Source organism: Pseudomonas sp. NPDC089752 (assembly GCF_044748725.1).
In the GTDB taxonomy this organism is placed as follows: domain Bacteria; phylum Pseudomonadota; class Gammaproteobacteria; order Pseudomonadales; family Pseudomonadaceae; genus Aquipseudomonas.
In genome coordinates, this window is sequence record NZ_JBIVGP010000004.1 from 16909 (window position 1) to 39476 (window position 22568).

18 protein-coding genes are annotated in these 22568 nt (G+C 62.9%); 13 read left to right on the forward strand and 5 right to left on the reverse strand.

All coding sequences use genetic code 11. From position 1 onward, the window contains the following. Positions 1-3 precede the first annotated feature (3 nt). From ACIPZF_RS07525 to edd, 4 genes are all read right to left on the reverse strand, one after another. Complete coding sequence (locus ACIPZF_RS07525; protein WP_400797191.1) at positions 4-1458, reverse strand: ATP-binding protein; 1455 nt, start codon at positions 1456-1458, stop codon at positions 4-6. After that, positions 1439-2164 carry a two-component system response regulator GltR gene (gene gltR / locus ACIPZF_RS07530; RefSeq protein ID WP_400797193.1) on the reverse strand — a complete coding sequence of 242 codons (726 nt, stop codon included), beginning with the start codon at positions 2162-2164 and terminating at the stop codon, positions 1439-1441. Before gltR ends, ACIPZF_RS07525 begins: the two co-directional genes overlap by 20 nt. A gap of 78 nt (positions 2165-2242) precedes the next feature. Continuing rightward, positions 2243-3202 carry a glucokinase gene (locus tag ACIPZF_RS07535; protein WP_400797196.1) on the reverse strand — a complete coding sequence of 320 codons (960 nt, stop codon included), beginning with the start codon at positions 3200-3202 and terminating at the stop codon, positions 2243-2245. Beyond that, complete coding sequence (gene edd / locus ACIPZF_RS07540; protein WP_400797198.1) at positions 3199-5025, reverse strand: phosphogluconate dehydratase; 1827 nt, start codon at positions 5023-5025, stop codon at positions 3199-3201. Before edd ends, ACIPZF_RS07535 begins: the two co-directional genes overlap by 4 nt. Positions 5026-5290: 265 nt before the next feature. On the opposite strand from edd, the gene gap reads away from it, so the two are divergent. The 6 genes from gap (at position 5291) to ACIPZF_RS07570 (ending at position 12380) form a co-directional block, all read left to right on the forward strand. Next, on the forward strand, positions 5291-6292 hold the full coding sequence (gene gap / locus ACIPZF_RS07545) for a type I glyceraldehyde-3-phosphate dehydrogenase (protein WP_400797201.1): 1002 nt from the start codon (positions 5291-5293) through the stop codon (positions 6290-6292). 383 nt (positions 6293-6675) lie between these two features. Then, complete coding sequence (locus ACIPZF_RS07550; protein ID WP_400797204.1) at positions 6676-7188, forward strand: RNA polymerase sigma factor; 513 nt, start codon at positions 6676-6678, stop codon at positions 7186-7188. Positions 7189-7278: 90 nt separating this feature from the next. Further along, positions 7279-8241, forward strand: a complete 963-nt coding sequence (locus ACIPZF_RS07555) for a FecR family protein (protein ID WP_400797207.1) — start codon at positions 7279-7281, stop codon at positions 8239-8241. A 129-nt stretch (positions 8242-8370) separates the two neighbouring features. Continuing rightward, entirely contained in the window at positions 8371-10956 is a 2586-nt protein-coding gene (locus ACIPZF_RS07560; RefSeq protein ID WP_400797210.1) for a TonB-dependent receptor, read from the forward strand. Positions 10957-11318: 362 nt separating this feature from the next. After that, a complete protein-coding gene (locus ACIPZF_RS07565) occupies positions 11319-11912 on the forward strand; it encodes a biliverdin-producing heme oxygenase (protein ID WP_400797213.1) in 594 nt (197 codons plus the stop codon). 54 nt (positions 11913-11966) lie between these two features. Next, positions 11967-12380 (forward strand): YbaN family protein, encoded by a 414-nt coding sequence (locus ACIPZF_RS07570; protein WP_400797215.1) that lies wholly within the window; start codon positions 11967-11969, stop codon positions 12378-12380. Here the strand turns inward: ACIPZF_RS07570 and arcD (ACIPZF_RS07575) are convergent. Further along, positions 12360-13787 carry an arginine-ornithine antiporter gene (gene arcD / locus ACIPZF_RS07575; RefSeq protein ID WP_400797217.1) on the reverse strand — a complete coding sequence of 476 codons (1428 nt, stop codon included), beginning with the start codon at positions 13785-13787 and terminating at the stop codon, positions 12360-12362. The genes ACIPZF_RS07570 and arcD (ACIPZF_RS07575) overlap by 21 nt on opposite strands. A gap of 436 nt (positions 13788-14223) precedes the next feature. Here arcD (ACIPZF_RS07575) and arcD (ACIPZF_RS07580) point away from each other — a divergent pair, with 436 nt between their 5' ends. The 7 genes from arcD (ACIPZF_RS07580) (at position 14224) to gltS (ending at position 22533) form a co-directional block, all read left to right on the forward strand. Further along, a complete protein-coding gene (gene arcD, locus ACIPZF_RS07580; protein ID WP_400797219.1) occupies positions 14224-15651 on the forward strand; it encodes an arginine-ornithine antiporter in 1428 nt (475 codons plus the stop codon). Positions 15652-15684: 33 nt separating this feature from the next. Continuing rightward, a complete protein-coding gene (arcA, locus tag ACIPZF_RS07585; protein ID WP_400797222.1) occupies positions 15685-16938 on the forward strand; it encodes an arginine deiminase in 1254 nt (417 codons plus the stop codon). A 68-nt stretch (positions 16939-17006) separates the two neighbouring features. Then, positions 17007-18017, forward strand: a complete 1011-nt coding sequence (locus ACIPZF_RS07590; RefSeq protein WP_400797224.1) for an ornithine carbamoyltransferase — start codon at positions 17007-17009, stop codon at positions 18015-18017. 148 nt (positions 18018-18165) lie between these two features. After that, positions 18166-19095: a carbamate kinase gene (arcC, locus tag ACIPZF_RS07595; RefSeq protein ID WP_400797227.1), complete on the forward strand. Its 930-nt coding sequence runs from the start codon at positions 18166-18168 to the stop codon at positions 19093-19095. Positions 19096-19151: 56 nt separating this feature from the next. Continuing rightward, entirely contained in the window at positions 19152-19520 is a 369-nt protein-coding gene (locus tag ACIPZF_RS07600) for a DUF5064 family protein (protein WP_400797230.1), read from the forward strand. Between the two features lie 166 nt (positions 19521-19686). After that, a complete protein-coding gene (locus ACIPZF_RS07605; RefSeq protein WP_400797232.1) occupies positions 19687-21195 on the forward strand; it encodes a sigma-54-dependent transcriptional regulator in 1509 nt (502 codons plus the stop codon). Positions 21196-21327: 132 nt separating this feature from the next. Beyond that, the gene (gene gltS, locus ACIPZF_RS07610) at positions 21328-22533 is read left to right on the forward strand and encodes a sodium/glutamate symporter (RefSeq protein ID WP_400797235.1); all 1206 of its coding nucleotides are present in this window, start codon (positions 21328-21330) and stop codon (positions 22531-22533) included. Positions 22534-22568 lie beyond the last annotated feature (35 nt).

Genomic DNA, 22568 nt, shown 5'->3' on the forward strand with positions numbered 1-22568 from the left:
CTGTCAATCCATGCCTCGCGGCAGATAGAGCGTTACCCGCAATCCACCCTCACGCAAGTTCAGCAAGCTCACCTCGCCACCGTGACTGTGGGCGATGTTTCGCGCAATCCCAAGCCCCAACCCGTACCCCTGCTGCTGCCCGGCTAACCTGAAATGGGGTTCGAACACCTGCTCCTGTTGCTGCTGCGGCACCCCCGGCCCCTGGTCATCGACCTGCAGAACGAACGCTTCGGGATTATCGATGACCCGCAAACGCGCCCGCTCGCCATACTTGATGGCATTGTCGATCAGGTTGCCGATGCAGCGCCGCAACGCCAGCGGCTTGCCCGGATACGGCGCCAGGACCTGGCCTTCGACAGTAATACGGCCGTCGCGCACGTAAGGTTCGGCGAGGATGTCCAGCACCTGGTTGAGGTCGACCGGCTCGATGTTCTCGTGAATGTCGGTGTCCTTCACACACTGCAAGGCGCCTTTGACCAATAGCTCCAGCTCATCCAGGTCCTGGCTGAACTTGGCCTGCATGCGCTCGTCTTCCAGCAGTTCCACACGCAGTCGCAAGCGCGTGATCGGCGTGCGCAGGTCGTGGGAAATGGCACTGAAGAGCTGGCTGCGCTCGGTGAGGTATCGGCTGATGCGCTCGCGCATGCTGTTGAATGCGCGCCCGACCTCGACCACTTCGCTGCCGCCGCCCTCGGCCACCGGCGCTACATCGGCGCCCAACGACAGTTCGCGCGCAGCCCGCGCCAGGCGCTTGAGCGGCCGGCTCTGCCAGTGCACCAGCAGGCCGATGAACAGCAGCAGCAAGGCGGTGGTCAGGAAGATGAAACCGATCTGCTGGCGCGGCAGGCGCTCGGCTTCGAGGCTGGTGTAGGGCTCTGGCAGCAGCGAGGCGATGTACAGCCATTCGCCCTCGCCCAGGCGAATCTGCGTGACCAGCACGGGCGGATTGAGGGGTTCCAGGGTCAGCGAGTAATGGGCCCAGGAGCGCGGCAGCTCATCGAGTTTCAATCCGCTGTTGAAGATGCGCAGGTCATCAGGTCCGACGAACTCCACGGATATTTCCATCTGCGCGCCGAGGCGCTCGTGCAGCACCTGCTGGAACACGTCTATGACCGCCTGCTTGCGGGGCGTGATGGGTAACACCGGCATGTCCAGCGGCTTGTCGTTGAGGGAAACGAAGAAACGCGTGCCGCCCATGCTGCGTAGCTGGTCGAGCACCATCGGCCGGTAGGCAACCGGCAATGAGCGAAAGTAACTGACACTGGCACTCATCGAATGCGCCAGGCTGCCGGCACTGGCGCGCAGGCCCTGGAGCTGGCTGGCGCGCAGCTGGGCGACCCAGATGATGCTCGACAGCCCCTGGGCCAGCAGCACCACCAACAGGGTCAGCAGCAGCATGCGCCCCAGCAGCGAACGTGGCAGCAGGCGCCAGCGCCGCTCAGGAAGCGCAGCAGACATTCGCAGCCAGCAGGTAACCACTGCCGCGCACGGTGCGGATCAGCCGTGGCGGCTTGTCGGTATCGCGCAGGCGCTGGCGCAGGCGGCTGACCGCCATGTCGACGATACGGTCCAGCGGCATCGGCTCACGGCCACGGGTGGCGTTGCCGATGGTGTCGCGGTCGAGGATCTGTTGAGGGTTATCGAGAAACAGCTTGAGCAAGGCGAAATCGGCACCGGACAGGATCACTTCTTCGCCGTCACGGTGGAACAGCCTGTGGCTCACCGTGTCCAGGCGCCAGTCGTCGAAGGCCAGTACCGAGCTGGCCGGTGCGGCCTGGCCGAACTCGGCGCGGCGCAGCAGGGCCTTGATCCGCGCCTGCAGCTCACGCGGGCTGAATGGCTTGCCCAGGTAGTCGTCTGCGCCCAGCTCCAGGCCGATGACCCGATCGGCCTCGTCGGAGCTGGCGGTCAGCATGATGATCGGCACCCGCGACTGGCGCGGGTGCTGACGCACCCAGCGGCACAGGCTGAAGCCATCCTCGTCGGGCAGCATCACATCGAGAATGACCAGGTCGCAGGCGGTGTTTTCCAGGGCATGGCGAAAGCCCTGGCCGTCGGCGGCGGCATGCACCTGGAAGCCGGCGCGGCTCAGGTAGGTCTGCAGCAGTTCGCGGATTTCCTGATCGTCGTCGACCATCAGGATCGATTTTCCGGCAGTGCTCAAGGTGTCCCGCCCTCTTGTTTTTGGTCGCAGGTCTTCGGTGCCTGCTGTGGAGGCCGCACATGCGGCCCCAGTCACACATCAATGATCCAGCGTCTGCTGTAATGCCACCCCCGCGCCCAGCAGTCCAGAGAATTCCGCTGTCACCAGCCATACCGGCACACCGGCGAAATATCCGCTCATGCAGCCTTTGTCGGCAAAGCTCGCAGCAAATCCGCTGGCGAGGAAAAGTTCGGCGAACCGTGGGATCACACCGCCGACAATATAAACCCCACCGCGCGCGCCCAGGGTCAGCACATTGTTACCAGCCACGCGCCCAAGGAAGCGGCAGAACTGCTCGACCACCGCCAACGCCCGTGGTTCGCCGCCCAGGGCGGCATCGGTGATCTGCGCTGGCGTTTTGTGTCGCGGTGTATCACCGTCCAGCGCGCAGATGGCCTGGTACAGGCGCACAAGGCCGCCGCCGCTGAGCACGGTCTCGGCACTGACATGGCCGATCTGGCTGTGAATCTGCTGATGGATCGCCGCCTCGCGGGCATTGCCCACCGGCAGGTCGACGTGGCCACCCTCGCCCGGCAATGCTTGCCAATGGCGCTCGCCAAGGCGCAGCAGGCTGCCGACGCCGAGGCCGGTGCCTGGCCCGATCACCAGCGCCGGGCGCAGCGGGTCGGCCTGGCCGGCGCAGACTTCGCGGTACTCGCCTTGTTGCAGGCGGGTCATGCCCAGGGCCATGGCCGAGAAGTCGTTGATCAGCAGCAGCCGCTCGACCTGCAAGGTCTTGCAGAACGCGCTGCGGCTGAGCCGCCAATGGTTGTTGGTGAAGCGAAACTCATCGCCGTCGACCGGCCCGGCGACGGCCAGGCACACCGCCGACAAACCGCCACGCGCGATGCCCTGATCGTGCAGGTAGGCCTCGATGGCCTGTTCAGGGCTGGTGTAATCGGCAGTGGCGAACACTTTCACCTGGTACAGCTGGTTGTCACGCCACAACGCAAAACGGGCATTGGTGCCACCGATGTCGCCAACCAGCAGGTCCTTCATTTGAGGTTCTCCAGAGCCGAAGTGAAGGCGCTCGCGCCCTGTTCGGCCGGGCTGAACGCCATGCGCATGAAGCCGAACAGCTCGCGCCCGCAGCCCAGGTCGTTGCCCTGGGGGGCGGGTGGCAGGTCACGGCTGGCCAGCTCCTCGGCCGACACCATCACCCGCAGCGTGCCTTCGACACCATCGACGCGCACGATATCACCATCGCGCACCCGCGCCAGCGGGCCACCGTCGAAAGCTTCGGGGCAGACGTGAATGGCGGCAGGGATCTTGCCCGAAGCACCGGACATACGCCCGTCGGTGACCAGTGCGACCTTGTAGCCACGGTCCTGCAGCACCCCGAGGAACGGCGTCAGCTTGTGCAGCTCGGGCATGCCATTGCAACGCGGGCCCTGGAAGCGCACCACAGCGACGAAGTCGCACTCCAGCTCGCCGGCCTTGAAGGCTTCGGCCAGCGAGTGCTGGTCCTGGAAAACCCGTGCCGGCGCTTCCACCACCTGATGCTCGGGGGCGACTGCGGACACCTTCATAACGCCGCGGCCGAGGTTGCCTTCCATCACCCGCAGGCCGCCTTCGGCCGAGAAGGGGCGCGCCACTGGGCGCAGGATATCTTCGTCCAGGCTGTGCTGCGGGCCATCGCGCCACACCAGCTTGCCATTGTCGAGGAAGGGTTCCTGGGTGTAGCGGCGCAGGCCGTGGCCGGCCACGGTGTTGACGTCTTCGTGCAGCAGGCCGGCGTCAAGCAGCTCGCGGATCAGGAACGCCATGCCACCGGCGGCCTGGAAGTGGTTGATGTCGGCTTTGCCGTTGGGGTAGACGTGGGACAGGGTCGGCACCACCTCGGACAGGTCGGCCATGTCCTGCCAGGTCAGCTGGATACCGGCGGCCTGGGCGATGGCCGGGATGTGCAAGGTGTGGTTGGTCGAGCCCCCGGTGGCATGCAGGGCGACGATCGAGTTGACCAAGGCCTTTTCATCGACGATCTCGCCCAGCGGCATGAAGCTGCCACTGGCCTTGGTCATGCGCGTCACTTGCTGCGCGGCCTCGGCGGTGAGCGCATCGCGCAGCGGCGTGTAGGGGTTGACGAACGAAGCACCGGGCAGGTGCAGGCCCATCACTTCCATCACCAGCTGGTTGGTGTTGGCAGTGCCATAGAAGGTGCAGGTGCCGGGGCTGTGGTAGGACTTCATCTCCGAGTCCAGCAGCTCTTCGCGGCTGGCCTTGCCTTCGGCGTAGCGTTGGCGCACGTCGGCCTTCTGCTTGTTGGAGATGCCAGAGACCATCGGGCCGCCTGGCACGAAAATGGTCGGCAGGTGACCGAAGCGCAGCGCGCCCATCATCAAACCAGGAACGATCTTGTCGCAGATGCCGAGCATCAGCGCGGCGTCGAACATGTTGTGCGACAGCGCCACCGCCGTGGACATGGCGATCACTTCGCGGCTGGCGATGGCCAGCTCCATGCCCGGCTCGCCTTGGGTCACGCCATCGCACATGGCTGGCACGCCACCAGCGAACTGGCCGACCGAGCCGACCTCGCGCAGGGCCTGCTTGATCTGTTCGGGGAAGTGTACGTACGGCTGGTGCGCCGAGAGCATGTCGTTGTAAGCCGAGACGATGGCTACGTTGGCGGCGTTCATCAACCGCAGGTTCTGCTTGTCGTCGGCGCCACACCCGGCCACGCCGTGGGCGAAGTTGGCGCACTGCAGGCTGGCCCGCATGGGTCCGTCACTGGCCGCGCCGCGAATCAGCTGCAGGTAGCGTTCACGGGTGGCACGGCTGCGTTCAACCAGCCGTTGGGTGACCTCAAGGATGCGCGGGTGCATGTACAGGACTCCAGGCTAACGGTAAGGGCGGTTTTCCGGGCATTTCCCCCTCCAAACGATTGCGGCCTAGGCTCCAGTGTATGGGACCAAGCGCATCGAGGAGGCGGCTCACCCGACCACTCGTTGTATATTTAAACAAAATACTGCCAGTAAAAAGGCTTGTTTTCTATCGCTCAGTGAATAATCTTGTAATTCCAACAACAAAACCGTTTCAGTGAAGCTTCTTTGTGCCACAGGTTTCACTCGGACTGCCAGAGGTACTGCCATGACCCTACGCATCGCCATCAACGGATTCGGCCGCATCGGGCGCAACGTCCTGCGCGCACTTTATACCCAAGGCTACCGCCAGGACCTGCAGGTCGTCGCCATCAACGACCTGGGCGACAGCGCGATGAACGCCCACCTGCTCAAGTACGACAGCGTGCACGGTATTTTCGATGCATCGGTCGAGGCCGATCACGAGAGCCTGACGGTCAATGGTGACCGCATTGCGGTCAGCGCCATCCGCAACCCGGTCGAGTTGCCCTGGAAGGCCGAAGCGATCGACGTGGTGTTCGAGTGCACCGGGCTGTTCACCGACCGCGCCAAGGCCGCCGCGCACCTGGCGGCAGGGGCTGGCAAGGTGATCGTCTCGGCGCCGGGCAAGGGGGTGGATGCAACGGTGGTGTATGGGGTCAACCATGACGTCCTGCGGTCTTCGCACCAGGTCATTTCCAGTGCCTCCTGCACCACCAACTGCCTGGCGCCGATCGCCCAGGTGCTGCACCGCGAGTTCGGCATCGAACAAGGGTTGATGACCACCATCCACGCGTATACAAATGACCAGGTGCTGACCGACGTCTATCACAGCGACCCATACCGCGCGCGTTCGGCCACCCAGTCGATGATCCCGAGCAAGACCGGTGCCGCCGAAGCCGTTGGCCTGGTTTTGCCGGAGCTGGCCGGCAAACTGACCGGCATGGCGGTGCGCGTGCCGGTGATCAACGTGTCGCTGGTCGACCTTACCGTCAACCTCAAGCGCGAAGCCACGGCCGAGCAGGTCAACCAGCTGTTCCTCGAAGCCAGCCGGCATTCCAAGGTGCTCGGCTACAACGCGCTGCCGCTGGTGTCGTGCGACTTCAACCACAATCCGCTGTCGTCGATCTTCGACGCCAATCACACCCGCGCCAACGGCAAGATGCTCAAGGTGCTGGCTTGGTATGACAACGAGTGGGGGTTCTCCAACCGCATGCTGGATAATTGCCTGGCGTTGTGTAGTGCCCGGTGAGCATGACGGGAGATTTGCGGTGTTTTTGAGATCGAGCGCCGCCCGCGCGGCGCATCGCGAGCAACGCTCGCTCCTACGTTTGTTTCCGGCCAATTATGCCTGCGGGTCAGGCGCGCGAACGCCTTGGTGCATGTCTCGATATCGAGGCGTACAAACAAGGCGGTCGCGCGCGGCTGGTACTGACGTTACTGGCCGGAAACAAACGTAGGAGCGAGCGTTGCTCGCGATGCGCCGCGCGGGCGGCGCTCGATCTCAATGGCGCAAAAACTCCAAAGACATACTCCTTCCCCACACAATCTTTACCTTTTCCTAACACTTCCGGGCTTGACCAATAGGCAAGATGATAAGCATTATCATTAACCTTTCGTCGGCCAGGTTCCCCCGTGAGTCAGTCCCGGTTCAACTCCATCTTCCTCATCCAGCGCCTTTCCTTGCTGCGCACTTTGCAGCGCATGGTCGGCAACCCCAGCACCGCTGAGGATCTGCTGCAGGAAACCTACCTGAGGGTATCGCGCGCGCTGGGCGAACGGCCTATCGAGCATCTCGAACCTTTCGTATTCCAGACTGCCCGCAACCTGGCCCTGGACCATCTGCGCACGCGCCGGGTGCAATCGCGCATGCTGGTCGACGACGTCCCTGACGAAATCCTCCACAACGTCGCTGCGCCACTGAGCAGCAGCGAAGATGCCGCCCACGCCGAACAGTTGCTCAAGCACCTGAGCGTCAGCCTCAACCAGCTGACCGAACGCCAGCAGCGTATTTTCATCCTCAGCCGCCTGCATGGTGCGAGTTACCTGGAAATCGCCGAGCAACTAGCTGTCTCGGCCAGCACGGTGCAGAAGGAACTGAAACTGATCATGGCCATCTGCATGGGTGTCGCCAATCGCCTCAAGTGAGACGACCGCTGGCCAGCCGAATGCGGCGAAGCGCTTGCCACGCTGCGCCATAGCCGTGATCATTCGGGAAAACCATTTCAAGGATTCACCGTGACCGACAGCCCCGCCCCTCGCCCGCCGACTGCCGGGCCTCACGCCCGCGCCCGTGCGATGGACGAGGCGCTGGATTGGCTGGTCCGCCTGCAGTGCGCGACCGAAGCCGATACCCTGGCCTTCGAGCAGTGGCTCAGCGCCGCGCCGGAAAACGCCGAGGCCTACGTCGAAGCCGAAGCGCTGTGGAACGGCACGCCGCTGCGCCAGGCCGCTACGCACATGCATCAAGGCCGGCGCCGCTCCGTGCGCGGGCGCTTGCGTAGCCACTGGAAACCCCTGGCAACCGCCGCCGTGCTGCTGGTTGGGTTGTTCACCGTGGGCAACCTGCCGATGCGCCTGCAAGCCGATCATCTGACGGTGGTGGGCGAGCGCCAGCGCCTCCAGCTCGATGACGGCGCCAAGGTGTTGCTCAACACCAACTCGGCCTTCGCCAGCGACCTGCGCGAAGGTCGCCAGGTGGCGCGTCTGCTGCAAGGCGAGGCCTACTTCCAGGTGCCAGGCGGTGCCCAGCCGCCCCTGGAAGTACAAGCCGGGCCGCTGCGAGCACAGGTACGCGACACCGACTTTGCCGTGCGCTACCTCGATGGCGAAGCACAGGTGCGCGTGCAGCGCGGCGATGTCGACCTGCAGGCCGCCAGCGACCAGCGTATTCGTCTGAGCGCCGGTGACAGCATCAGCGTCGGCCCGCAGGGCTTCGGCCAGCGCCAGCGCCCGGACATGCACAAGGACCTGGCCTGGATCGACGGCCGTCTGGTGTTCGAGAACTGCCCGCTGAGCCAGGTGCTGGCCGAAGTGCGCCGCTATTACCCGGGTTGGATCATCAACCGCAACGCCCAACTCGACGACATGGCGGTGACCGGCAACTACCGCCTCGACCAGCCGCTGGAGACCTTGCGCGCCCTGGCCCACATCACTTCGGCGCAACTGCACGAATACCCCGCTGTGGTCATCATCAACTGACCTGACAATTATTTTTACGCGATCGCGCTGCCCCGCCCGTCTCGTTATAGCCAATGCAACTGATTCTTGTTTGAAAACGAGAACAGTCATCACCTATAACAGTTCGCGCGACAGGGAGCGCTTTCGTCGATGTCCACAGGTCCAACTCGCCCGTCCACCCTTCCCCGCCGTACCGGCCAACTGTCTCTGCTGACCCTGGCCCTTCTCGCCAGCGGTGCCTGCAGCCTGCCGGCGCTGGCCGTGGAGCCGGCCCAGGCGAGCAGCCCGCGCATGGGCGACTACCGCTTCAGCATCGCGCAACAGCCCTTGGTCGAGGCGATCAATGCCTTCAGCCAGGTGACTGGCTGGCAGGTCGGCTTCAGCGCCGAGCTGGCCGATGGCGTGGCTTCGCCCGGTGTACGCGGCTCGCTGCCTGCGGAAGCCGCCTTGAAGCAACTGCTGCAAGGCACCGGCCTGGGCTATCGCAAGATCGGCAATGGCAATGTGGTGCTCGAACGCCAGTCGGCCGGCAACGCCATCGCCCTGCAGCAGATGACCGTCAGTGCTACCCGTAGCGCCCAGGATGTCAGCCAGGTGCCGAGCACCGTCAGCGTGCATACCCGCGAAGAACTGGACCGACAGAACGTCAGCAACATCCAGGAACTGGTACGTTACGAGCCGGGTGTATCGGTTGGCGGCACTGGCCAGCGCAGCGGCCTGAACGGCTACAACATTCGCGGTATCGACGGTGAGCGCATCCTGACGCAGATCGACGGCGTGTCGATTCCCGACAGTTTCTTCTACGGCCCGTACGCCCAGACTCAGCGCAATTACGTCGACCCCGAGATCGTCAAGCGCGTCGAGATCCTGCGTGGCCCTGCCTCGGTGCTGTACGGCAGCAACGCCATCGGCGGCGCGGTGAGCTACTTCACCCTCGACCCGGACGACATCATCAAGCCTGGCAAGGACGTTGGCGCCCGCCTGAAGACCGGCTACAGCTCGGCTGACGACAGCTGGTTGACCTCCGCCACCGTGGCCGGCCGCCAGGGCGATTTCGATGGCCTGTTGCACGTGAGCCAGCGCAACGGCCACGAAACCGAATCCTACGGCGAGCACGGCGGCACCGGCCTGTCGCGCACCGAAGCCAACCCGGAAGACGTGCGTACCACCAACGTGCTGGCCAAGCTCGGCTGGAACTACGCCGACGACGCGCGCCTGGGGTTCACCTACGAACGCTACAAGGATGACCGCGACCAGAACATTCTCAGCGCCGTGGGTGGGCCGTTCAGCAACGGCGCCGGTATGGGCATGTACCGCAGCCGCACCGGTAACGATACCGTGACCCGCGAGCGCTTCGGCATCAACCACGAATTCGGCCTGGATTCGCTGGTCGCCGACCACATCAAGTGGAGCCTCAATTACCAGATCGCCAAAACCGACCAGCGTACCGAAGAAGTCTACTTCCCGTTCAGCCGCACGGTCTATCGTACCCGCGACACCACCTACAAGGACCGCCAGTGGGTCTTCGACGCCCAGCTGGACAAAGCCTTCAGCATCGGCGCCACCGAGCACCTGCTGACCTACGGCACCACCCTCAAGCATGAGAAGGTCACCGGTTCGCGCAGCGGCACCGGCACCTGCCTGGCAGTCGGCGGCGCCTGCCGCGCCATCGGCCAGGTCAGCACCAGCGACGCCCAGGCCCTGGTCAGCGACTTCCCAGACCCGACCGTCAACACCTACAGCCTGTTCGTGCAGGATGAAATCCGCTGGAACAACTGGACCTTCCTGCCAGGCGCCCGCTACGACTACACGCGCATGGAACCGAAGTTCACCGACGAATTCCTGCGCGGCATCCAGGGCTCCGGCGCTGCCCCAGGCAGCCTCGACGACTCGGACAAGAAGTGGCACCGCGTATCGCCGAAATTCGGCCTGACCTACGCCTTCAACGACAACTACACCTGGTACGGCCAATACGCCGAAGGCTTCCGCACGCCGACCGCCAAGTCGATGTACGGCCGCTTCGAGAACCAGGCTGAGGGGTATGTGGTACAGGGCAACCCAGGCCTTGAGCCAGAGAAGAGCAAGAGCTACGAGACCGGCCTGCGCGGCAACTTCGATGCCGGTAACTTCAGTGCCGCCGTGTTCTACAACAAGTACCGCGACTTCATCGACGAAGATGCCGTGCAATCGGCCAACCTGGAAACCACCTTCCAGGCCAACAACATCAAGCACGCCACCATCAAGGGCGCCGAGGTCAAGGGCCGCCTCAACCTCGACCACTTCGGTGCGCCAGAGGGCCTGTACACCCAGGGCTCGATCGCTTACGCCCATGGTCGCAACGATGACAATGGCCAGCCGTTGAACAGCGTCAACCCGCTGACCGGCGTGTTCGGCCTGGGTTACGAGCAGCCGAACTACGGCGGCCTGTTGAGCTGGACCCTGGTCAAGCGCAAGACCCGCGTCGACGACACCACCTTCTTCGCCCCCGATGGCCAGAGCTCGCAGTTCCGCACTCCGGGCTACGGTGTGCTGGACCTGAGCGGCTTCTACAAGGTGACCGACGATGTGACGGTCAACGCTGGTCTGTACAACCTGACCGACAAGAAGTACTGGCAGTGGGATTCGGTGCGCGGCTACGACGGCCAGGGTGAAGCGGGTGTGACCCAACCGGCCAACCTCGACCGCCTGACCATGCCGGGGCGCAACTTTGCCATCAATGTGGTTTGGGATATCTGATAGCTGGGTGCGCTTGAGCACTGCAGCGCCTGCCAGATCGAGCGCCGCCCGCGCGGCGCATCGCGGATAAAATCCGCTCCTACGTTTGTTTCTGGCCAGTAACGTCAGTGACAGACGCGCGCGACCGCCTTGTTTGTACGACTCGGTATCGCGTGGGGCATCAAGGCGGCCGCGCACAAATCCCACTGACATAATTGGCCAGAAACAAACGTAGGAGCGGATTTTATCCGCGATGCGCCGCGCGGGCGGCGCTCGATCTCACAGTCACTACCGCATTCAAGTCGAAAAACCAGTTTTTTTACTCTCCCTCCCCCGCTGTTTCGTCTTGTCACTAGACGCCCTCATTTTCCAAGGACCCCCCCATGACCGACCGCCCAGCCCCGCGCTCGCAACGCCTGAACCAGGTCACCCACGCCCCGCACACCGAACTCGACGCCCTGGTCAAATCCCACGCGCCGTTCGACAGCCGCGAAAGCTTCGCCCGTTTCGTCGTCGCCCAATACCTATTCCAGTCCGAACTGCAGGCGCTGTACAACGACCCGCAATTGATCGCCATCGTCCCTGACCTGGCCGAGCGCTGCCGCGCCGAACAGGCCCGCCTGGACCTCGCCGACCTCGACACCGAAGTACCAGGCGCCGTCGCTGGGGCACTGCAGAACCCGAGCCTGGCCGAGGCATTGGGCTGGATCTTCGTCTCCGAAGGCTCCAAACTGGGCGCTGCGTTTCTGATCAAGCGTGCCGTGGCCCTGGAACTGTCCGACAGCTTCGGTGCCCGTCACCTGGGCGAGCCGGCCGGTGGCCGCGCCGAAGGCTGGAAGCAGTTCACTCGCATTCTCGATGGCCTGGAATTGACCGCCGAGCAGGACGCTGCCGCCGAACGTGGCGCCGTCGCCGCCTTCGAGCGTTTCACCGAACTGCTCAAGCATGCCTACGCTGCAGACAACGCGCTGGCCTGATACGCTTCACCCGGCCATCTCTCCGGTGGCCGGACCGTTTTTCGCAGTGAGCCCATGACCCGACCAGCCCGATCAAAACTAGCGCGCCTGCTGTATGGCATCCTGGCTTACGTGAGCTTGGGCGTTGGCCTGGTCGCCATCGTCATCCCCGGCCTGCCGACCACCGAATTCATCCTCCTGGCCGCCTGGGCCGCGACCCGCAGCTCACCGCGCCTGTCGGCCTGGCTGGAGAACCACCGGCTGTTCGGGCCGATCCTCTACAACTGGCGCAATGGCAAGGTGATCCAGCGACGGGCCAAGGTCAGCGCGACCATCAGCATGCTGGTGTGTGCCGGCGTAATGCTGACTTTCCTCGACCATCACTGGCCGGTGTTCCTGGCCATCGCCGGCATGACCCTGGGCAACCTGTGGATCTGGTCCCGGCCAGAGCATGCCTGCGCGCCGGCCTCACAAGCTCAGCAGCCCTGAATACAACCCGTAGGCTGCCAGCGCCGCACCCAGCAGCACCGCCGCGAAAATCACTTTCTCCCAGGTGGTGAACAGCGCCTGCCCTTGCTCGCGCTTGGCCCGGGCGAACAGAATCACCCCAGGCGCATACAGCAAGGCCGACAACAGCAAGTACTTGAGCCCCCCGGCATACAGCAGCCACACCGCATACAAAAGCGCCACCGCCGCCACCAGCAAATCCTTGCGCCGCAGTGCCTCCTCCCCGCCATAACTTTCCCCGCGCAGCGCCAGCAGCACCGCATAGGCAGCCGACCACAGATAGGGCACCAGGATCATCGACGACGCCAGGTAGATCAGGCTGGTGTAGGTGCCCGCCGAAAATAGCGTGATCAGCAGAAAGCCCTGGATCATGCAGTTGGTCAGCCACAGCGCATTGGCCGGCACATGGTTGGCATTTTCCTTGGCCAGAAAACGCGGCATGGTCTTGTCCCGCGCCGTGGCGAAGAGGATTTCGGCGCACAACAAGGCCCACGACAGCAACGCGCCGAGCAGCGAGATCGCGAGGCCCACGCTGATCAGCAATGCGCCCCACGGGCCGACGATATGCTCCAGCACCGACGCCAGCGACGGATTCTGCAGCCCGGCCAGTTCAGGCTGGGTCATCACCCCGAGCGACAGCACATTCACCAGCACCAGCAGCGCCAGCACGCCGAGAAAGCCGATCACCGTGGCCTTGCCGACATCCGAGCGGCGCTGCGCCCTGCCCGAATAAACGCTGGCACCTTCGATACCGATGAACACGAACACGGTGACCAGCATCATGTTGCGCACCTGGTCCAGCACGTTGCCGAACTGCGGGTTCCTCAGCCCCCAGATGTCGCGGGTAAAGATGTCAGCACGAAATGCGAACGCGGCGATGACGATGAAGATGAGCAACGGCACCACCTTGGCCACCGTGGTCACCTGGTTGATGAACGCCGCTTCCTTGATGCCGCGCAGCACCAAAAAATGCACCGCCCACAGCAGCAGCGAAGCACAGCCGATGGCGATCGGCGTATTGCCTTCGCCGAATACGGGAAAGTAGAAGCCAAGGGTACTGAAAAGCAGCACGAAGTAGCCGACGTTGCCCAGCCAGGCGCTGATCCAGTAGCCCCAGGCCGACGAGAAGCCCATGTAGTCGCCAAAGCCCGCCTTGGCGTAGGCGTACACCCCAGAGTCCAGCTCGGGCTTGCGGTTGGCCAGGGTCTGGAACACGAAGGCCAGCGCCAGCATGCCCACCGCGGTGATGCCCCAGCCGATCAGCACGGCACCGACATCGGCGCGCGCCGCCATGTTCTGCGGCAACGAGAAGATCCCGCCGCCGATCATCGAACCGACCACCAGTGCGATCAACGCGCCGAGGCGCAGTTTCTGTCCGGGTTCGCTCATGCAAATCCCCATCGTTTGTGTGCCATGTCACACGCCTGAAACAGCATTAAGTGCATATAAAAATGGCCAGCCATAAGAGGCAAAGCTATTAAAGCTATAGCACTCATAACTGCTTTGTCTATACCGACCTTCTGACAAAAACGCATGTGCACCAGGCAACTTTAACGAAACATCTTAACTATGACATTTGTTGAGAAATATTTGCGAAAACCTCAAAAGCGACTAGCTTCTAAGCTCGCAGGTTGAACAGAGCGTTTGCTCTGGATGTACATGGAGGTGCCAGCGCACGTGGCCTGCAGCAGAGCTGTCGGCACTCTCCAGGAGTCATGTGAAGGAAATTTCTTACTTCACTTGCCATGAACTGATCCAAGTCAGGTCATGGCTCGGGCGGCAGATTTATTCTGTTGTCAACTTTCTCCTGGTACGGAGTTGTTAAATGTCTGATTCCTCTGGAAAACTAAAACTGGGTGCATTAGTTGCCCTCGTCGTTGGTTCGATGATTGGCGGCGGCATCTTCTCCCTTCCACAAAACATGGCGGCCAGTGCGGGCGTCGGTGCCGTACTGATCGGTTGGGCAATCACTGCCGTCGGCATGCTCACCTTGGCGTTCGTGTTCCAGACCCTGGCCAACCGCAAACCTGACCTCGACGGCGGCGTGTACGCCTACGCCAAGGCCGGCTTCGGCGACTACATGGGCTTCTCGTCAGCCTGGGGCTACTGGATCAGTGCCTGGCTGGGCAACGTCGGTTACTTCGTGCTGCTGTTCAGCACCCTCGGCTACTTCTTCCCGATGTTCGGCGAAGGCAACACCCCGGCTGCCATCGTCGGCGCGTCGATCCTGCTGTGGGCGGTGCACTTCCTGGTGCTGCGTGGCATCAAGGAAGCGGCGTTCATCAACCTGGTCACCACCGTGGCCAAGGTCGTGCCGCTGGTGCTGTTCGCGCTGATCTGCCTGTTCGCCTTCAGGCTCGACATCTTTACCGCCGACATCTGGGGCACTGGCACGCCGGAACTGGGCAGCGTGATGAACCAGGTGCGCAACATGATGCTGGTCACTGTCTGGGTGTTCATCGGTATCGAGGGTGCGAGCATCTTCTCGTCCCGTGCGGAAAAACGTTCCGACGTCGGCAAGGCCACGGTCATCGGCTTCATCACCGTGCTGCTGTTCCTGGTGCTGGTGAACGTGCTGTCGCTGGGCATCATGACCCAACCAGAGCTGGCCAAGCTGCAGAACCCATCGATGGCCGCCGTGCTTGAACATGTGGTCGGCCACTGGGGCGCGGTGCTGATCAGCGTCGGCCTGATCATCTCGCTGCTGGGTGCCCTGCTGTCGTGGGTGCTGCTGTGCGCCGAGATCATGTTCGCCGCAGCCAAGGATCACACCATGCCGGAGTTTCTGCGCCGCGAGAACGCCAATCAGGTACCGGCCAATGCCCTGTGGCTGACCAACGCCATGGTGCAGATCTTCCTGGTGATTACGCTTTTCTCCGCCAGCACTTACCTGTCACTGATCTACCTCGCCACCTCGATGATCCTGGTGCCCTACCTGTGGTCGGCGGGCTATGGCTTCCTGCTGGCGCTGCGCGGTGAAACCTACGAGAACGCTGCCGGCGAGCGCAGCAAGGACCTGTTCATCGGCGCGGTTGCCCTGGTGTACGCCATCTGGCTGCTGTACGCCGGCGGCATGAAATACCTGCTGCTCTCGGCCCTGCTGTACGCCCCTGGCGTGATCCTGTTCGCCAAGGCCAAGCATGAAATTGGCCAACCGATCTTTACCAACGTGGAAAAACTGATCTTCGCAGCCGTGGTCATCGGCGCCCTGGTGGCGGCCTATGGTCTGTACGACGGCTTCCTGACCCTGTGACCCACGCTTTTGCATTAAATGGAGGATTGAACAATGTCCGCTGAAAAACAGAAGTACGGTGTCCATTCCGAAGCCGGCAAACTGCGCAAAGTGATGGTCTGCTCGCCGGGCCTGGCGCACAAGCGCCTGACGCCGAGCAACTGCGACGAGCTGCTGTTCGATGACGTGATCTGGGTGGACCAGGCCAAGCGTGACCATTTCGACTTCGTCACCAAGATGCGCGAGCGCGGCGTGGATGTGCTGGAGATGCACAACCTGCTGACCGACATCGTGCAGCAGCCTGAAGCACTGAAGTGGATCCTGGACCGCAAGATCACCCCGGACACCGTCGGTGTCGGCCTGACCAACGAAGTGCGCAGCTGGCTCGAAGGCCTGGAGCCTCGCCACCTGGCCGAGTTCCTCATCGGCGGTGTCGCCGGACAGGACCTGCCGCAAAGCGAAGGCGCCGATGTGGTCAAGATGTACAACGACTATCTCGGCCACTCCAGCTTCATCCTGCCGCCGCTGCCCAACACCCAGTTCACCCGTGACACCACCTGCTGGATCTACGGCGGCGTCACCCTGAACCCGATGTACTGGCCGGCGCGACGTCAGGAAACCCTGTTGACCACTGCCATCTACAAGTTCCACAAGGAGTTCACCAACGCCGACTTCCAGGTCTGGTACGGCGACCCGGACAAAGAGCATGGCAATGCCACGCTTGAGGGCGGTGACGTGATGCCGATCGGCAAAGGCATCGTCCTCATCGGCATGGGCGAGCGCACCTCGCGCCAGGCCATCGGCCAACTGGCGCAAAACCTGTTCGCCAAGGGTGCGGTGACGGAAGTCATCGTCGCCGGGCTGCCGAAGTCCCGTGCCGCCATGCACCTGGACACGGTCTTCAGCTTCTGCGACCGCGACCTGGTCACGGTCTTCCCTGAGGTGGTGAAAGAAATCGTGCCGTTCATCATCCGTCCTGACGAAAGCAAGCCTTATGGCATGGATGTTCGCCGCATCAACAAATCGTTCATCGAAGTGGTCGGCGAACAACTGGGTGTGGAGCTGCGTGTGGTCGAAACCGGCGGCAACAGCTTCGCCGCCGAGCGCGAACAATGGGATGACGGCAACAACGTGGTGGCGATGGAGCCTGGCGTGGTCATCGGCTACGACCGGAACACCTACACCAACACCCTGTTGCGCAAGGCCGGCATCGAGGTCATCACCATCAGCGCCGGCGAACTGGGCCGTGGACGCGGCGGCGGCCACTGCATGACCTGCCCGATCGTCCGTGACCCCATCGACTACTAACGACCATTCCCCCGGCCGCCCCCACAAGGCGGTGGCCGGGCCGATTACCGAACTCAAGGAGAATCACCATGGCGTTCAACATCCACAACCGCAACCTGCTCAGCCTCGAGCACCACACCACGCGCGAACTGCGCTACCTGCTGGACCTGTCTCGCGACCTCAAGCGCGCCAAGTACACCGGCACCGAGCAGCAACACCTGAAGGGCAACAATATCGCCCTGATCTTCGAGAAGACCTCGACCCGCACCCGCTGCGCCTTCGAAGTCGCCGCCTATGATCAGGGCGCCAACGTCACCTACATCGACCCCAATTCCTCGCAGATCGGCCACAAGGAGAGCATGAAAGACACCGCCCGCGTGCTCGGGCGCATGTACGATGCCATCGAGTACCGTGGCTTCAAGCAGGAGATCGTCGAAGAGCTGGCCAAATTCGCCGGCGTCCCGGTGTTCAACGGCCTGACCGACGAGTATCACCCGACCCAGATGATCGCCGACGTGCTGACCATGCGCGAGCACAGCGACAAGCCACTGCATGACATCAGCTACGCCTACCTGGGCGATGCCCGCAACAACATGGGCAATTCGCTGCTGCTGATCGGTGCCAAGCTGGGCATGGACGTGCGCATCGCTGCGCCAAAGGCGCTGTGGCCGCATGACGACCTGGTCGAACGCTGCCATAAATATGCCGAAGAAAGCGGCGCACGCATCACCCTCACTGAAGACCCGAAAGCTGCGGTCAAGGGCGTCGACTTCGTACACACCGACGTCTGGGTGTCGATGGGTGAGCCGATCGAAGCCTGGGGCGAGCGCATCAAGCTGCTCAAGCCCTATCAGGTGAATGCCGAGATGATGAAGGCCACCGGCAACCCACGGTCCAAGTTCATGCACTGCCTGCCGGCCTTCCACAACTCCGAGACCAAGGTCGGCAAGCAGATCGCCGAGCAGTACCCGGACATGGCCAATGGCATCGAAGTGACCGACGACGTGTTCGAGTCGCCGGCCTGCATCGCCTTCGAGCAGGCGGAAAACCGCATGCACACCATCAAGGCGATCCTGGTATCGACCCTGGCTGATCTGTAACGGCCACACCTAAATCCTGTGGGAGCGGGCTTGCCCCGCGAACAGGCCAGCCGCAACACCTTCGTTGCCCGAGCTGACGCCTTCGCGGGCAAGCCTGCTCCCACAGGGTCGGTGTCGACTTTCATCTATTCGTCAAAGGACATTCCCCATGCGTATCGTTGTTGCATTGGGCGGCAACGCCCTGCTGCGCCGCGGCGAGCCCATGACCGCTGACAACCAGCGCGCCAATATCCGCACCGCCACCGAACAGATCGCCAAGATTCACCCTGGCAACGAACTGGTCATCGCCCACGGCAACGGCCCACAAGTCGGCCTGCTGTCGCTTCAGGCGCTGTCCTACAAGCCCGACGAAGCCTACCCGCTGGATGTGCTCGGTGCCGAAACCGAAGGCATGATCGGCTACATGATCGAACAGGAACTGGGCAACCTGCTGGCGTTCGAAGTGCCGTTCGCTACCCTGCTGACCCAGGTCGAAGTCGACGCCAACGACCCCGCGTTCAAAGACCCGACCAAATTCATCGGCCCGGTCTATGGCAAAGAGGAAGCCGAGCGCCTGGCCAAGGAAAAGGGCTGGGTGGTCAAGGCCGACGGCGACAAGTACCGCCGCGTGGTGGCCAGCCCCAAACCCAAGCGCATCTTCGAGATTCGCCCGATCAAGTGGCTGTTGGAAAAGAGCAGCATCGTGATCTGCGCAGGCGGAGGCGGCATCCCCACCATGTACGATGAAAACCGCAAGCTCAAAGGGATCGAGGCGGTCATCGACAAGGATCTGTGCTCGGCGCTGCTGGCCGAGCAATTGGAAGCCGACCTTCTGATCATCGCCACTGACGTCGATGCGGCTTACATTGACTGGGGCAAGCCCACGCAGAAAGCCATCGCCCAGGCCCACCCCGACGAACTCGAACGCCTGGGCTTCGCCGCCGGCTCCATGGGGCCGAAGGTGCAGGCGGCCAGTGACTTTGCCCGCAACACCGGCAAAGTGGCGGTGATCAGCTCGCTGGAAAACATCGAGGACATCGTCAAAGGCACTGCCGGCACCCGCGTCTCCACGGCCAAGCCGGGGATCAGCTACCGTTGAATGCAGTAGGCGGGCGCAGGTCGCCCGCCGTTTTCGACCTTCCGGAGGATTCCGCCATGGCCCAGTACCAACCTGGTCACGTGCATATAGAGCGCACCGCGCTGAACGACAACGATCATAGTTACGACCTCAACATCAATTACCAAGCGTTTCAGGATCCCAAGGAAGGCCGAGGCATACAGTTCCACATGCATGGCAGCATCGAAGGCAAGACGGTGGACGAGAAGTTCTTTCTGGCTAAGGATCAGGTGTTGCCGAGTTTTCTGATGGTGCTGAGCCGCAAGGCGCAGGCTCACCTCGCACCGCCCAAGAAATTTGAAACCCTCAGCTCCCCGCACAAGATTTACGACGCGATGTTCGAAGACATTCGCGAGAAGCTGGATGTGAAGTCCGGCGACCCGATCAAGCCTGAACATCTGGAGTGATCCCCTTCGCGGGGCAAGCCCGCTCCCACAGGATCACCACAAACCTGAAATTTGTGGTGATCCTGTGGGAGCGGGCTTGCCCCGCGAAGGGATCACCGCTCAACTTGGGCCAGCCCCCCGTATCAGGGCATACTGACGCCCTCCCCGGCCACAACCCATCTCCCCCATGCGCATCCACGTCAGCTTCATCGACCGCGTCGGCATCACCCAGGAAGTCCTCGCCTTGCTCGGTGCCCGCAACCTCAACCTGGACGCCGTGGAAATGGTCCCGCCGAACGTCTACATCGACGCCCCAACGCTAAGCCCTGCCGTGCTCGAAGAATTGCACGATGCACTGTTCGAAGTGCGGGGCGTGCAGTCGGTGGACGTGGTCGACATCCTCCCCGGCCAGCGCCGCCACCTGCAGCTCGATGCCTTGCTGGCCGCCATGAGCGACCCGGTGCTGGCGGTGGACAGCGCCGGCCAGGTGCTGCTGGCCAACCCGGCGCTGATCGCGTTGTGCGGCCGTGAGTCGGCCGGGCGTTCGGTGGGCGAGCTGTTCGGTGACCCAGCACTGTTGCAAGCCCTGCTGGACAACAATTTCCACCTGCCGATGCGCGAAATGCAGCTCAACGGCCAGAGCCTGCTGCTCGATGCCACGCCCATCACCAACGCGGGTGGCCTGCTGACTCTGTACCCACCCAACCGCATGGGCGAGCGCCTTTCGGCCCTGCACCACGACCACGCCGAAGGCTTCGATGCGCTGCTCGGTGAATCGCCGGCAATCCGCACTCTCAAGGCCCGTGCCCTGCGTGTGGCAGCGCTCGACGCACCACTGCTGGTGCATGGCGAAACCGGCACCGGCAAGGAGCTGGTGGCCCGCGCCTGCCACGCGATCAGCAGCCGCCACGCCGCGCCGTTTCTCGCCCTCAACTGCGCCGCACTGCCCGAGAGCCTGGCCGAGAGCGAGTTGTTCGGCTACGCCCCCGGCGCCTTCACCGGCGCCCAGCGCGGTGGCAAGCCTGGGCTGATGGAGTTGGCCAACCAGGGCACGGTGTTTCTCGACGAGATCGGCGAAATGTCGCCGTACCTGCAGGCCAAACTCCTGCGCTTTCTCAGCGACGGCAGCTTCCGCCGCGTCGGTGGCGACCGTGAGGTGAAGGTCGATGTGCGCATCATCAGCGCCACCCACCGCGACCTCGAACGCATGGTCGCCGAAGGCACCTTCCGTGAGGACCTGTTCTACCGCCTCAACGTGCTCAACCTGCAGGTGCCCCCGCTGCGTGACCGTGGCCAGGACATCCTCATGCTCGCCCACTACTTCATGCAGCAGGCCTGCACGCAGATCCAGCGCCCGGCCTGCCGCCTGACCCCAGCCACCCACACGGCCCTGCTGGCCAACCCCTGGCCGGGCAATGTACGCCAACTGCAAAACGTGATTTTCCGCGCCGCGGCGATCTGTGAAAGCAATCTGGTGGACATCGGCGACCTGGACATCGCCGGCACCTCGGTGGCGCGCGGGCAGGATGGCGAGGTGGCAAGCCTGGAGCAGGCCGTGGGTGATTTCGAGCGCGAGCTGCTGCAGCGGTTGTATGCCAGTTACCCCTCCACTCGCCAGTTGGCCGGGCGGCTGCAGACCTCGCACACCGCAATCGCTCAACGGTTGCGCAAGTACGGCATTCCAGGCAAGGCCTAAAAGCCACAGCGTAAAATCCGAACGTTTATCAGTTTTTTCCTAGCCGTAAATTGCTCGCTTGCACCTACACTCGCTCCCCCCACAGGCGCACCAGGGACTGTTCGCCGGTAAACAGAGCGGAGAGTATTTGGCATGCTTGCACTCGATTTCTACGGCACATTGGTGGCCGCCTCCCTGGTGCTTCTACTGGGCCGCGGCCTGGTCACACGCGTTGGTTTTCTGCGCGCGTACAACATCCCCGAACCGGTAGCAGGCGGCCTGGTAGTAGCGCTGCTGCTTCTGGGCTTGCGCGCCCTCGACATTCACGTGCAATTCGACACTTCACTGCAAACACCTTTGATGCTGGCCTTCTTCGCCACAATCGGCCTGAGTGCCGACCTCGCCAGCCTGAAAAAAGGCGGGCGTATCGTCGGTGTGTTTCTGCTTGCGGTCACCGGGTTGCTGCTGGTGCAGAATGCCATGGGCATCGGCCTGGCCACGGCGCTGGGGCTCGACCCATTGATGGGCTTGCTGTCCGGTTCGATCTCCCTGTCGGGCGGCCACGGCACCGGCGCTGCCTGGGGCGCCACCTTCAGCGAGAAGTACGGCCTCACATCCGCCACCGAGCTGGCGCTGGCGGCTGCCACTTTTGGCCTGGTACTGGGTGGCTTGATTGGCGGGCCAGTTGCCCGCCTGCTCATCAAGCGCGTCCAGGCGCCTGGGCTCGAGCTGGACCAACCCCGAGCGCCAAGGGGCTTTGAACAGCCGAACAAAGAACGTCTGATCACGCCGTTTTCCATGATCGAAACCCTTGCGCTGATCGCCGTAAGCCTCATGGCAGGCACCTTGCTGAACAAGATGCTGCATGACACGGCATTCGAATTGCCGACATTCGTCTGCGTCCTGTTCGTGGGTGTCGTGCTGCGCAACGGGCTTTCGGCGTTTGGCCGATATCAGGTATTCGAGCGCGAAGTTTCGGTGCTGGGCAATGTCAGCTTGTCGCTGTTCCTGGCGATCGCGTTGATGTCGCTCAAACTGTGGGATCTGGCAGCACTGGCGTTGCCATTCTTCATCCTGCTGGCGGCGCAGACATTGCTCATGGCGCTGTTTGCGATATTCGTGACATTCCGCATCATGGGCAGCAACTACGATGCTGCCGTTCTGGCAGCAGGGCATTGCGGTTTTGGACTGGGCGCGACGCCAACGGCCATCGCCAACATGCAGGCGGTCACGCAACGCTTCGGGCCATCGCAAATAGCGTTTCTGGTGGTGCCGATGGTGGGGGCGTTCTTTATCGACATCATCAACGTCATCGTGATCAAGCTGTATCTGGCATTGCCGTTTTTCGCTGCGCTGTAACTATCACACAAACTATGTATCGAAATCAGTACACC

Excerpts from the sequence above, each read along its gene's own strand:
- ACIPZF_RS07605 (WP_400797232.1), top strand. The coding sequence starts at position 19,687 with ATGCGCATCCACGTCAGCTTCATCGACCGCGTCGGCATCACCCAGGAA.
- ACIPZF_RS07565 (WP_400797213.1), top strand. The coding sequence starts at position 11,319 with ATGACCGACCGCCCAGCCCCGCGCTCGCAACGCCTGAACCAGGTCACC.
- ACIPZF_RS07560 (WP_400797210.1), top strand. The coding sequence starts at position 8,371 with ATGTCCACAGGTCCAACTCGCCCGTCCACCCTTCCCCGCCGTACCGGC.
- edd (WP_400797198.1), bottom strand. The coding sequence starts at position 5,025 with ATGCACCCGCGCATCCTTGAGGTCACCCAACGGCTGGTTGAACGCAGC.
- arcC (WP_400797227.1), top strand. The coding sequence starts at position 18,166 with ATGCGTATCGTTGTTGCATTGGGCGGCAACGCCCTGCTGCGCCGCGGC.
- ACIPZF_RS07535 (WP_400797196.1), bottom strand. The coding sequence starts at position 3,202 with ATGAAGGACCTGCTGGTTGGCGACATCGGTGGCACCAATGCCCGTTTT.
- arcA (WP_400797222.1), top strand. The coding sequence starts at position 15,685 with ATGTCCGCTGAAAAACAGAAGTACGGTGTCCATTCCGAAGCCGGCAAA.
- arcD (WP_400797219.1), top strand. The coding sequence starts at position 14,224 with ATGTCTGATTCCTCTGGAAAACTAAAACTGGGTGCATTAGTTGCCCTC.
- ACIPZF_RS07525 (WP_400797191.1), bottom strand. The coding sequence starts at position 1,458 with ATGTCTGCTGCGCTTCCTGAGCGGCGCTGGCGCCTGCTGCCACGTTCG.
- ACIPZF_RS07600 (WP_400797230.1), top strand. The coding sequence starts at position 19,152 with ATGGCCCAGTACCAACCTGGTCACGTGCATATAGAGCGCACCGCGCTG.
- gap (WP_400797201.1), top strand. The coding sequence starts at position 5,291 with ATGACCCTACGCATCGCCATCAACGGATTCGGCCGCATCGGGCGCAAC.
- gltS (WP_400797235.1), top strand. The coding sequence starts at position 21,328 with ATGCTTGCACTCGATTTCTACGGCACATTGGTGGCCGCCTCCCTGGTG.
- ACIPZF_RS07570 (WP_400797215.1), top strand. The coding sequence starts at position 11,967 with ATGACCCGACCAGCCCGATCAAAACTAGCGCGCCTGCTGTATGGCATC.
- ACIPZF_RS07590 (WP_400797224.1), top strand. The coding sequence starts at position 17,007 with ATGGCGTTCAACATCCACAACCGCAACCTGCTCAGCCTCGAGCACCAC.
- arcD (WP_400797217.1), bottom strand. The coding sequence starts at position 13,787 with ATGAGCGAACCCGGACAGAAACTGCGCCTCGGCGCGTTGATCGCACTG.